The sequence below is a fragment of the Luteibacter sp. RCC_6_2 genome (assembly GCF_041360655.1).
Lineage (GTDB): Bacteria > Pseudomonadota > Gammaproteobacteria > Xanthomonadales > Rhodanobacteraceae > Luteibacter.
On record NZ_JBFUPQ010000018.1, the window covers coordinates 1 to 12,178 of the forward strand.

The 12,178-nt window shown below is 66.1% G+C and carries 8 protein-coding genes; 4 read left to right on the forward strand and 4 right to left on the reverse strand.

Translation table 11 applies throughout. The features are described 5' to 3' along the window. The first annotated feature begins 189 nt into the window (after positions 1-189). The 4 genes from AB6730_RS16980 to AB6730_RS16995 all read left to right on the forward strand — a co-directional run bounded on the left by AB6730_RS16980 (position 190) and on the right by AB6730_RS16995 (position 3,502). The gene (locus AB6730_RS16980; RefSeq protein ID WP_371024783.1) at positions 190-642 is read left to right on the forward strand and encodes a DUF3574 domain-containing protein; all 453 of its coding nucleotides are present in this window, start codon (positions 190-192) and stop codon (positions 640-642) included. Then, positions 642-2,231: a hypothetical protein gene (locus AB6730_RS16985; RefSeq protein ID WP_371024784.1), complete on the forward strand. Its 1,590-nt coding sequence runs from the start codon at positions 642-644 to the stop codon at positions 2,229-2,231. The genes AB6730_RS16980 and AB6730_RS16985 overlap by 1 nt, the downstream gene beginning before the upstream one ends. A gap of 73 nt (positions 2,232-2,304) precedes the next feature. Then, positions 2,305-2,835 (forward strand): lactoylglutathione lyase, encoded by a 531-nt coding sequence (gloA, locus tag AB6730_RS16990; protein WP_371024785.1) that lies wholly within the window; start codon positions 2,305-2,307, stop codon positions 2,833-2,835. Positions 2,836-2,845: 10 nt separating this feature from the next. Next, positions 2,846-3,502, forward strand: a complete 657-nt coding sequence (locus AB6730_RS16995; protein ID WP_371024786.1) for a rhomboid family intramembrane serine protease — start codon at positions 2,846-2,848, stop codon at positions 3,500-3,502. Between the two features lie 2 nt (positions 3,503-3,504). Here the strand turns inward: AB6730_RS16995 and rapA are convergent, their stop codons facing one another. The 4 genes from rapA to AB6730_RS17015 form a co-directional block, all read right to left on the reverse strand. After that, positions 3,505-6,336 carry an RNA polymerase-associated protein RapA gene (rapA, locus tag AB6730_RS17000; RefSeq protein WP_371024787.1) on the reverse strand — a complete coding sequence of 944 codons (2,832 nt, stop codon included), beginning with the start codon at positions 6,334-6,336 and terminating at the stop codon, positions 3,505-3,507. Positions 6,337-6,419: 83 nt separating this feature from the next. Then, a complete protein-coding gene (locus AB6730_RS17005; protein WP_371024788.1) occupies positions 6,420-7,100 on the reverse strand; it encodes a Fe2+-dependent dioxygenase in 681 nt (226 codons plus the stop codon). A 20-nt stretch (positions 7,101-7,120) separates the two neighbouring features. After that, complete coding sequence (locus AB6730_RS17010) at positions 7,121-9,439, reverse strand: catecholate siderophore receptor Fiu (RefSeq protein WP_371024789.1); 2,319 nt, start codon at positions 9,437-9,439, stop codon at positions 7,121-7,123. Positions 9,440-9,890: 451 nt separating this feature from the next. Beyond that, entirely contained in the window at positions 9,891-12,035 is a 2,145-nt protein-coding gene (locus AB6730_RS17015) for a M13 family metallopeptidase (RefSeq protein ID WP_371024790.1), read from the reverse strand. Positions 12,036-12,178: the final 143 nt, after the last annotated feature.

The following is a 12,178-nucleotide window of genomic DNA, read 5'->3' on the forward strand; positions in this document are numbered from 1 at the left end:
CACGGCCGCGCAGCGGCTTCCCTTCCCGAGCGACGGTGCAACCGGAGCGACGAGGGTGGCGGCCGACGGCTCTGCTCCACCACCCCCCAACGCGAGGGCGAAGCCGAGCCCGTCCCTGGTGTACGCTGTACCGCTAGCTGGACGCCTGGCCGTATGGACGTCCGTTCGATGTCATTCCTAGGGGTTCGCATGAAGCTGCTTGCCGGTTTGTTCCTGGCCACCTCGTTGCTCGCTTCGGCGGGTTGCGCCACGCACATGGGGCCGAATGCGAGCGGCGCCACGCTCGGTGGCGATGCGGCGCATCCGGGAAGCACGCAGGGATGGGTGCGCACCGAGCTTTACTTCGGCCTCGGGCGAGCCGGCGGCCAGGATGGCGTGGACGAAGCCGCCTGGCGGGCCTTTCTCGATAAGGAGGTGACGCCGCGCTTCCCGAGTGGGTTGACCGTTATCGACGCCTACGGGCAGTGGCAGGGTGTGAATCAATCGCAGCCGGAACGCCTGCGTTCGAAGCTCGTCGTCCTCCTTTACGCCGACGCTCCCGCGCAACGCGCGGCGGTGGACGCGATCCGCGCCGCCTGGAAGGCGAAGACCGGCGACCAGTCGGTGCTGCGCGTGACCCAGCCCGCGGACGTGTCGTTCTGATGGCCGCGCCCATGGCTTCGCGGCGCCGCTTCGGTGGTGGCGACCTCAACGGTGTCCTCGGCCTGGTCGTCGACAACCTCTCCTTGCTGGCGTTCATGGCCACGGCGCTGATCGGCATCTTCGGCATGCCGGCCGATCTCGTCTTCCGCCGAATGTTTCCCGGCACGGCGCTGGGCGTGCTGCTTGGCAACCTGGCCTATACGTGGATGGCGCATCGCCTGGCCGCGCGCACGGGCCGGCAGGATGTCACCGCCATGCCGCTGGGTATCGACGCGCCCACCACGATCGGCATGGCCCTGCTCGTGCTGGGACCGGCATTCGCCGGCTACCGGCAGGCGGGCATGGATGCAGTGGCGGCGGGGGAGGCTACCTGGCGCCTGGGCATGGCCTCGCTGGTCGTGATGGGCGTGCTCAAGTTCGTCCTCTCGTTCTTCGGTGCGTGGGTGCAGCGGACGGTGCCACGAGCTGGCTTGCTCGGATCGATCGCGGGTATCGCGCTGGTGCTGATGGGTTTCCTGCCGCTGGTGGAGATCCTGCGCGTGCCGGTGGTGGGATTCGCCGGCCTCGGTATCGTGCTCTATGCCCTGATCGCGAAACGGCGGTTGCCGTTCGGCATGCCCGGCGTGCTCGGCGCATTCCTGGTTGGCGTGATCCTCTACTACGGGCTGGGTCCCGCCGGGTTGCTTGGAACCGGCTACCACGCGCCCGCCGGATGGCAATGGCGCCTGGGCTTCCCGTTGCCGAACCTGGGCTTCGTGCAGGGCCTGCCGGCGACGCTGCCGTACCTGCCGTTGATCCTGCCGTTCGGGCTATTGATGGTGGTCGGTGGCATCAATGTCACCGAGAGCGCCCGTGCGGCGGGTGACGACTATCCCACGCGCGACATCCTGCTGGTCGAGGCGCTCGCCACGCTCGTGGCGGGCATCTGCGGCGGCGTGGCGCAAACCACGCCGTACATCGGGCAGCCCGCATACAAGGCGATGGGTGCACGCACCGGATATACCCTGGTCACCGGCCTGGTCATCGGGTTGGGCGGGGTATTCGGGTACCTCTCCAATCTCGTCGAGTTGCTGCCTGTGGCCGTGCTGGCGCCGATCCTCGTCTTCGTCTCGATCGGCATCACCACGCAGGCCTTCGAAGCGACGCCGTTGCGCTATGCCGGCGCCGTGGTCTTCAGCTTCTTTCCGGCGATCGCACGCATGGTCGCGATCAAGCTCGGCGATCCTTCCATCGTCGATCCGGCGCATTTCGCCGCCTTGTATGCCGACGGCACGCACGGGGTATCGGCCATGGCGGTGATCGTGATCCTCGGCAACGGCTTCATCATCACCTCGATGATCTGGGCCAGCTTCGTGGTGGCGATGATCGACGGGCATGTGCGCAAGGCGGCGGGCATCGTCGCTCTGGGTGGCTTGCTCACCGCATGCGGATTGATCCATTCGGTGCAGCCGATCGGGTCGGTCTACCTGCCGTGGACGCTGGATGCGGCGTCGCGATCATTGGTGTGGCAGTTCGTTGCGGCCTACGCGGCGCTCGCGGCGGTGCTGCTCTTGCTCTCGCTGGACCGCCGGAACCTGCGGAGCGTCTGACACCGCCCGCTCCGCCGCTTGAATTGCGGCGCCGGCGCAGCCACCCTTGGGACCTGTCCCAAGGAATCCCCTCATGCCGCTCTCCGACCTCACGTCGCTCCCCGGCGTTACCGCCACGCCCGACGCGGCGACCCATGGCTATGTGTTCAACCATACGATGATCCGCGTGCGCGACCTCGACGTGTCGCTGGATTTCTACACCCGCGTGCTGGGCTTCACCCCCGTGTACAAGAGCGTGTTCGCGGAGGCGGCGTTCACCATCGTCTATCTCGTGCTGGTCGGCGACCAGGGTGTGATTCCCGATGACGACGATGCGCGAAAGGAGTGGGTGCTGCGGCAGCCGGGCGTGCTCGAGTTGACGCACAACCATGGCACGGAAAACGACCCGTCCTTCGCGTACCACAACGGAAACAGCGAGCCGCGCGGATTCGGCCACCTCTGCGTGAGCGTGCCCGACGTGGAAGCCGCGTGCGCGCGCTTCGAGGCGCTCGGCGTCACCTTCCAGAAGCGGCTGAGCGACGGTCGCATGCGCCATATCGCCTTCATCCGCGATCCCGACCAGTACTGGATCGAGATCCTCCAACCCACGCCGTTCGCTTCCTGACGCCGCGCCGATGCCGACCAACCTGCCACCGGTGACCCGGAACCTGCTGATCGCGAACGTGCTGGTGTTCGCCCTGCAATACCTCTTGCAAGACCAGGACACGCTTGCGCTGACGCGCTGGTTCGCCTTGTGGCCGGTCGGCCACGACATCGCCGTCGACCTCGGCGCGGGCGGCGTGGCGGGTATCGGTTTCCGGCCGTGGCAGCTGATCACCTACGGCTTCATGCATGGCAACGTGATGCACATCGTGTTGAACATGTACGCCTTGTACATGTTCGGCGGCCTGATCGAGCGGGTGATGGGCACGCGGCGTTTCACGATCTATTACTTCGTGTGCCTGGTCGCCGCCGCGGTGGCGCAGCTGGCGGTGGTGTACCTGTTCGAGCCCGACCGCATGTATCCGACGGTGGGTGCGTCCGGTGCCGTGTTCGGCTTGCTCGGTGCGTTCGCGATGCTGTTCCCGCGCGAGAAGCTGATGTTGATCCCGATCCCGATCGGTATCCCGGCCTGGCTCTTCGTCACCCTTTACGGTGTCGCCGAATTGGTTTTCGGCGTCACCGGCACGTTGTCCGGTGTCGCTCATTTCGCCCACCTGGGTGGTCTCGCGGCCGGGCTGGTGCTGCTCTGGGCGTGGGGCGTCAGGCCGCCGCCACGCCATCGGTTCTAGGTTCAGCGCAGCGCGAGGAAATCCGGACTGACCACGAAGCGGACGGCGTCCAGGCGCAATCTCGCTTCGGGTATCGCGGCGAGCAGGGCGTCGCGTTCGGTGGCGATGGCGTCGACCTCCTCATCCTTGATCGACGGATTCACCGCGTGCAACGCGACCAGGCGGGCGTGTTCCGCATCCAGTTCGTGCCGCGCGGCCTCGAGCGCCTCGGCCTTGAGCACTTCCGCACGCGCCTCCGCCAGGTCCTGCGCGCGTTCGAGCATCGGCGGGACGAGTTTGGACAGGAACTTGCGGTAGCGTGGCACCTCGATGTTCCGGTCCGAGGCGCGACGTAGCGCGACGTCGCTCGGCCGGAACGACGCGCGTTCACCCAGCTTGGTGTCCACGGTGAGCATCAGCGGCGTCGCCGGCAGGAAGCGACCTGCATCGAGCGTGCGTTCGGCCACGATCTCCAGCACGAACACCGTTTGCAGCAACGCGGTTCGCACGGGCAGGGCATCGTCGACGAGGAAAGCGGCGTTGCCATCCTCGCCGGAGACGAGCAGGTCCACCGCGGCCAGCACCATCGGGTGGTCCAGGCGTAGCAGGGGGAGCTCTTCGCGCGCGAGCGCCAGCTCGCGGGAGAACGTCACCGAGACCGGACCATCGGCGAAGCCGGGAAGGCCGTCGGTGGAGAGGTATTGCGGATCGAGCAGCACGATGTCGGCGGCCAGTTCCTCGGCGTGCACGCCATAGGTTTCGAACAGGCGCTGGATGAACGCGTCGCGCGCCGGGTCCTTGTCCTCGGCGGCGAAGCTGGTCGCGAGGTCATCGGCGTGCGGGTCGCGGCTGGCGGCGAGTTCGAGCAGGTGGTCGCGCCCCGCGTGGATCAACGCGGAAAGTTCTTCGTGCGCACCGCGCGTCTCGGCGACCAGCGCGTCCAGTTCCTGGTCGCGGTCGTCGTCTTCCCGGGCATGTTCGTCGGCGAGCGTCGCCAGCAGGGGGCCGAAGCGGCGGAGCAGTTCGCGCCCGTCGGCGGGGCTGCTGCGGAATGCGTCGAGGCCTTCGTCGTACCAGCGTGCGAGTACATGTTGCGCGCTCTGTCCCACGACGGGGACATGAACGACGATGTCGTGTTTCTGGCCGATGCGGTCGAGGCGGCCGATGCGTTGTTCGAGCAGGTCCGGGTCCAGCGGCAGGTCCCACATGACCAGGCGATGGGCGAACTGGAAATTGCGTCCTTCCGAACCGATTTCCGAGCAGAGCAGCAGGCGCGCGCCATCGGGTTGGGCGAAGAAGGCGGCATTGCGGTCGCGCTGGACGATACCCAGGCCCTCGTGGAACCGGGCCACGCCGACACCACTCCGGGTGCGCAACGCGTCCTCGATCGCCATCACCTTGGCCTGGCTGCGGCAGATGAGCAGGAATTTGTCCGCGGGATGCGATTCGAGCAGGCCGATCAGCGCCGTAAGGCGCGGATCGTCGGCATAGTCGAACTCCAGCGCGGCGGGCGGTTGCTGGATATCCGAACGGAATTCCGCCAGCAGGGCATCGCGACGGCCCGCGTCGAGCGTGTCCGGATCGATGACCAGCAACTCGGGCGTGCGGCGGGGAAAGCCGCCGATGCCGGCTCGCCGGTTGCGGAACATCGCGCGGCCGGTGCCATGGCGGTCGATCAGGGCGGCGAGAAGCTCACCGGTCGCGTCGGCGCGGCCGAGCAGGGCGAGCAGTTCGCGGTCGCCCTTGAAGCGGTCGGCGAGCAAGGCGCGCTGTTCGTCGTTCAACGGCTTGCCTTCCGCCAGCGCGCTGGCGGCGTCGGACAAGGGGCCATAACCCGCCGATTCGGCGAGGTAGGCCTCGAGGTTGGCGTAGCGCTGCGGATCGAGCAGGCGCAAGCGGGCGAAATGACCGGCCCGGCCCAACTGTTCCGGCGTGGCGGTGAGCAGGATCACTCCCGGCGTCGCCGAGGCCAGTTCCTCCACCAGGCGATAGCGCGGGCTGGCGCCTTCCGGCGTCCATTCGAGATGGTGCGCCTCGTCGACCACGACGAGGTCCCATCCCGCTTCCACGAGCTGGGCGGCACGGCGCGGCGACGATTCGAGGAAGGCGAAATCGGAAATGACCAGCTGTTCGTCCTCGAACGGATTGCGGCCGTCGCTGGCCTGCTCGATGGCTTCGCAGCGTTCTTCGTCGAAGATCGAGAACGAGAGGTTGAAGCGGCGAAGCAGTTCCACGAACCACTGGTAGACCAGGGTTTCAGGCAGCAGGACGAGCACGCGTCCGGCGCGTCCGGCGGCGAGTTGCCGGGCCAGGATCATGCCGGCCTCGATCGTCTTGCCCAGGCCTACTTCATCGGCGAGCAGGACACGGGGCGGACGTCGTGCGGAGGCGATGCCGGCCACGCGCAGCTGGTGCGGGACCAGCCCGATGCGGGCGGACTCCAGGCCCCATGCGGCGGAACGGCGCGCATCGGCGCGCCGGCGCAAGGCTTCCAGGCGCAGGTCGAAGCGGTCGTTGGGATCGGTGCGGCCGCCGATCAGGCGGTCATCCGCCTGGGACAACGCTTGTTCGTCGTCGAGTTGGCCTTCTTCCAGTTCGCGGCCTTCGCCACGATAGATGAACAGGCCCTCGCGTTCCTCGATGCGCTCGACGAGGAAGGCGATGCCCTTGCCGGAAACACGTTGACCGGCCCGGAACTCCGCGCGGATCAGGGGCGCACTATCCGCCGCATAAGGACGCAGGACGCCCGACTTGGCGAAGAGTACCTGCACGCTGCGTCCTTCGACGCGGAGAATGGTGCCGAGTCCGAGCTCAGGCTCGGCGGTGGATATCCAGCGTTGACCGGGTTGGAACATGCGTTTGGGAAGCCGAGACATCGAGGGGGCGCCAATTATCCGCCCGCGAGGCCCCCGTGCCTACCTCGTCGTGAAACCGGGGCTCAGGTCTCCGCCCAGCGCCGCAACAAGTTGTGGTAGACGCCCGTCAATTGCAGGATCGACGCCTGGTCGGCACCGCTGGCCGAAAGCGTGCGGATGGCGGTGTCCAGTTCCAGCAGCAGACGCCGCCCACCATCGTCGCGCACCATGCTCTGCACCCAGAAGAAGGAGGCGATGCGTGCGCCGCGCGTGACGGGGGTGACCCGATGCAGGCTGGAGGAGGGGTAGACGATCGCGTCGCCGGCCGGCAGCTTCACCTCGTGCTCGCCGTAGGTGTCGCTGACGATCAACTCACCGCCGTCGTATTCCTCCGGCTCGCTGAGGAAGAGCGTGCAGGAGATATCGCTGCGGACATGCGTGTCGCCGGCACCGGTCGACATGACGGCGCCATCGATATGGAAGCCATATTCGCCGCCACCTTCGTAGCGGTTGAAGCGCGGCGACAGCGTGCGCAGCGGCAGTGCGGCGGCGTGGTAAAGCGGATGGCGATTCAATGCGGCCACCACCTTGTCGCCCAGCTCGCGCCGTAACGGCGACGCGTCGGGCAGTTGCAGGTTGCGCTTGACCTTCGCACCTTGTGGACCGACGGTCTGTCGCCCGTCGGTCCACTCGGCGCCTTCCAGTGCCGCGCGTATCCCGGCGACCTGTTCCTTGTCCAGGACTTCCGGGATGTGCATCAGCATGGTGGCCTTCCTCCGGTCGATCAGAAACGCACGTTGGCGGTCAGCATCGCCGATCGCGGCGTACCCGGAGTGTAGCGGTAGCCGCTCTTGTTGATGGCGGCGACGTATTCCTTGTCGAACAGGTTGTAGACGTTGAGCTGGATGTCGAAGTGCTTGTTCACCGGGTAGCTCGCCATCGCATCGAACACCCAGTACGCCTTGGTGTAGGCCGGCGTGCCGATCGCGCCATCGGTCCCGCGCTGCAATTCGCCGGAATAACGCGCACCGCCACCGATGGTGAGGTCGAAGGGCAGGTGGTAGGTGGTCCAGGCGGTGAACGCCTTCTTAGGCGTATAGGCCAGGTCGTCGGAGCCGTTGGCCGTGACGCCCGTGCCCTTTTCCACCGTGGCATCCATGGTGGTGAAGCCGGCGCTGACCGCCCAGTTTTCGGTGAGCTTGCCCAGGGCCGAGATCTCGATGCCTTGCACGCGCTTCTTGCCGACCTGGTAGTAGAGGAGGTCGGTCGGGTCCTGGGTCAATTCGTTGGTGACCGTCGTGCGATACAGCGCGGCGGTGAGGAGCAGCTTCTCGCCGAGAAGATCCCATTTCGTGCCGATCTCGGCGGTGCGTGCCTTCTGCGGATCGAAGTTCGGGTTGTCCGCGCTGTTGGCCGAGGAAGACAGCGTGAGCGTGTTGCCACCCGGTGGCTCCTGCGACTGCGCGAAGTTGACGTAGATGCTGCCGTTCGCCGTCGGCTTGTACAGCACGCCGATCTTGTAGTTGACCAGGTTGTCGCTGATGCTCGTGTCGACGCCGGGAACGATGCTTCCGGCGGGAAGGCGTCCGCATGCGGGGCCGTTGCGGGCGCCGCAGACCACGAGGCTGTTGAAGTCGGTCTTGTAATGGTCGAGGCGCACGCCGGCGTTCACCTGCCAATGCTCACCGAACTTCAGCGTGTCGAAGAAATAAGCCGCGGCGGTGTTGGTCTTGCCTTCGCTCTTGGCTCCCGTCTCGCCATAGCGCAGGCCGCCGACGTCGGAGTACGGATGATAGAGGTTGGCAGCCGGCCAAGTGCTGCCACCGAGCGCGCCCAGGCCGATCGTGCGCGCCTGCTCCTGCGTCAACTCGATGCCCGTGCTGATGTTCTGCGTGACCGCACCGGATTCGACCGTCGCCGTGAGGTTGGTCTGGTTGGTGGCGATGCGGTTGGACTGGTGCTTGAAGGTCGGCGTGCTGCGCGCGATGGTCCACGTCGAGGGATCGGCGGGATCGGGCGTGTGCAGGTTCGCGGCGGAGCCCATGAAGGACGTGAGCAGGTAATCCTGCGTGGTACGGCCCCAGCGCGCGGTGTTGTGCAGCGCCAGGTTCTCGTTGAAATCGTGCTCGACGATGACCGTGAACATGTCCTGGGTGACATGGTCGTGGTCCTGGCCGGTGCCATAGAAGTTGTCCGGATCGACCTTGCCCGCGTCGTTGAGGAAGGCGCGTGCATCAGGGCTGCTGTAGCCGGGAAGGCCGATGGTCGGCACGCCGCCGTCGGGCACGTTGTTCTGCTTGATGTGCAGGTAATTCAGGTACACCCGGGTCGGCGTGCCCAGGCCGAAGGCGAGCGAAGGTGCCACGCCCCAGCGATTGGTTTCCACCTGGTCGCGGCCGTAGACGCCGCTGTCCTGGCCCATCACGTTGAGGCGGAACGCGGCATCGTTGCCCATCGACTGGTTCCAGTCGGCGGTGGCGCGGCGGCGCTGGCCGCTGCCGACCTGTACGGACCCGGAAATGCCGTTGCCCAGCAGCGGCTGCTTGGTCACCAGGTTCACGGCGCCGGTCGGCGCGGTGCGGCCGTATTCGGTGCCGTCCGGGCCCTTGGTCACTTCCACCTGCTCGATGTTGAACACGTCGCGCGAGACGGTACCGATATCGCGCACGCCGTCGACGAAGATGCTGCCGGAGGTATCGAAACCGCGCATGTAGATCGAATCGCCGGTGTTGGTCGAGCCGTTCTCGCCGACGAAGAAGGTGCCCACGCCCGGGCTGTTGCGCAGCGCCTCGGTCAACGTGGTGGCGCCTTGCTGCTGGATGAGCGCCTTGCCGATCACCTGGATGGTCTGCGTGGTGTCGAGCAGGGATTGGGTGAATTTCGGCGAGGAGACCTTGTCGACGCGGTAGTCGCTACCGCGGTCGGCATCCACCTGCATGCCGGGCAGGGCCTGCGCATCGTTGACCTTGGCCTGCTGGGGCGGTGCCGCGATATCGGCGGGAACGTCGCTGGCGGCGGCGCCGTGGGCGAGGCTGAGCAGGACGGCGGCACCGACGGTGCGCACCGCGGGGGCGGCGTGCTTGCGGCTCTTGATGAAGGCCATGGAGATTCCCTTGCGTGTCTGAAGACGAATGAGGAACGGCCTTCGTCCGCGCGCGCGCCAACGTCGCACGGCCTTTCAGGACGCGCTGGGCTGGGTTCTGGTCGTTCCCTGGAACGAGACGCACGCGGGTACGGGACCCGTCTGAACGCACATCGTAAGTTTAATGAGAACGATTTGCAATTACATGAATGCAAGGTGCCGCAGATGTCCCGGTGGGAGCGGGCGGTTCAGTGTGGGAGCCGGCCTTATGTGGGAGCCGACTTGTCGGCGATGGGTGCTTGACTCGACCTGGCCCGCTGCCGCGGGATCGCCGACAAAGTCGGCCCCCAACAGAAGGCTTCATTGAAACAGAAGGCTTCCATTGAAATGGGTTGTAGTCGGCTCCCGCCACGAAAAAGGCGCCGCACTTGCGTGCGGCGCCTTGGGCACCATCAGCGATGGCGTGTCGCCGTTACCAGATCTTCACCTGCTTGTCGGCGGCACGGATCATCTTCGCATCAGGCTTGCACTGGAACGCCGAGGCGAAGGCTTCCATGTTCGACGGTGCGCCGATGGCGCGCAGCGACGCGGGAGCGTGCGGATCGACGTTGAGGTAGAGCATCGCCTGCTTCTCGCGGACGTTGCTGCGCCACACGCGCGCCCAGTTGAGGAAGAAGCGCTGGTCCTGCGTGTAGCCGTCGATTTTCTCCTGGGCTTCCTGCGGATTCTTCTTCAGGGCTTCCTGGAGCGCGTCGTAGGCCACGTTCAGGCCACCCAGGTCGGCGATGTTCTCGCCCAGGGTGAGCTTGCCGTTGACGTGCAGGTCCGGGTGGTCCTTGATCGGCGCGTACTCGTTGAACTGGGCCACCAGCTTGCCGGCTCGCTCGTCGAACTTCGCGCGGTCTTCCTTGGTCCACCAGTTCTTGTTGTTGCCGTCGCCGTCGAACTGGCTGCCTTCGTCGTCGAAGCCGTGGCTGGCCTCGTGGCCGATCACCGCGCCGATGCCGCCGTAGTTGATCGCGTCGTCGCCATGGGCGTCGAAGAACGGCGGCTGCAGGATGGCGGCCGGGAAGTTGATCGTGTTGTCGGTCGGGTTGTAGTAAGCGTTGACCGTCTGCGGCGTCATGCCCCATTCCAGGCGGTCGGTCGGCTGGCCGATCTTGGCGATGTCGTAGTGGTAGTTGAACTTGCTCGCGGCTTCCACGTTGCCGTAGTAGTTCTCACCGTTCACGTCGAGGCCCGACCAGTCGCGCCACTTGTCCGGGTAGCCGATCTTGGGCAGGAAGGTGTTCCACTTCTGGATGGCCTTCTGCTTGGTCTCGTCGCTCATCCAGTCGAGCTTCTCGATGCGCGCCTTGAGGGCGTTACGCACGTTGTCGACCAGTTCGTTCGCACGCTGCTTGGCTTCCGGCTGGAACACCTTGGCCACGTAGAGCTGGCCAAGCGCCTCGCCCATCGACGAGTTGACCGAGCCCAGCACGCGCTTCCAGCGCGGCTTCTGCTGCGGCTGCCCGGAGAGGGTCTTGCCGTAGAAGTCGAACTTGTTGTCCTGGAACGCCTTGGACAGGTAAGGCGACGCGCTGTCGATGGCATGGAAACGCAGGTAGGCCTGCCAGGTCGACACCGGCGTGGTGGCCAGCATCTTGTCGAACTCCTTGAAGAACTTCGGCTGCGACAGCGAGAAGCCCTTGTCGACGTTGACGCCCTGGGCGGCGAAGAACTTCTGCCAGTCGAAGTGCGGCGTGGCCTTGTTGGCCTCGGCGACGGTCACGAAGTGGTACTGGTTTTCCGGGGCGCGCAGTTCCACCGGCGCGAGCGACGCGGCGGCGAGCTGGGTCTCGAACTTCATCACCTCGTCGGCCTGCTTCTTCGCCTGGTCTTCCGGCACGCCGGCGAGGGTCAGGGTCTTGGCGATGTACGCGACGTAGGCCTTGCGGTTCTCGGCCTGCTTCGGGTCGGTGTAGTAGTCCTTGGTCGGCAGGCCGAGGCCGTCCTGCTGCGCATAGCCGATCTGGATCTTCGCGTTCTGGAAATCGGCGCCCGAGCCGAAGCCGAACACATAGCCATTGCCGTCGTTGAAGCTGGCGTCGAGGAAATCGACGATGTCCTGCGAGGTCTTCAGGGCGTCGATCTTGGCCAGTTCAGGCTTCAGCGGTTCGACGCCGGCCTTCTCGATGGCATCTTCGTTCATGCCCGAACGGTAGAGCAGGCCGATCTTCTGCTCGATCGAGCCGGCCTTGGCGTTGGCCGCGCCCTTGTCCATGGCATCGACGATGTCGTGCTGCGTGTTGAGGCTGTTCTCGGCCAGCTGGTCGAAAGCGCCCCAGCGGGTGCGGTCCTCGGGAATCGGATTGGCCGCGACCCACTTGGCGTTGACGAAGCCGTTGAAGTCGCTGCACGCGTCGATGCCGGTGTCCAGGTCGGCGATATTGAACGTCGGACCGGCAGGCTTGGCCGCCGCGGTGGTGCCGGCGGCGGCAGGAGCCGCGCTGCTGGGCGTGGCGGGCTGGTTGCCACCGGGCACCGCCGTGTCGGCATCGTTGTGCTTGCTGCACGCCGTGCCGGCGAGCGCGACGGCCAGGGCCAGCGCGAGCGGCTTCAGATACTGCTTGGTCATGGATTTCCCTCTTTCATGGTGTCGATGACGGTGCCCCCGGCACCGTTGCTCCCCAGCATATCCGCTGCGGCCCCCACGCAGGGCCGACTGTGACGAAAGTCATGGTTCCCTACATTTCGCAATAACTCACGGCGAATGTCCCC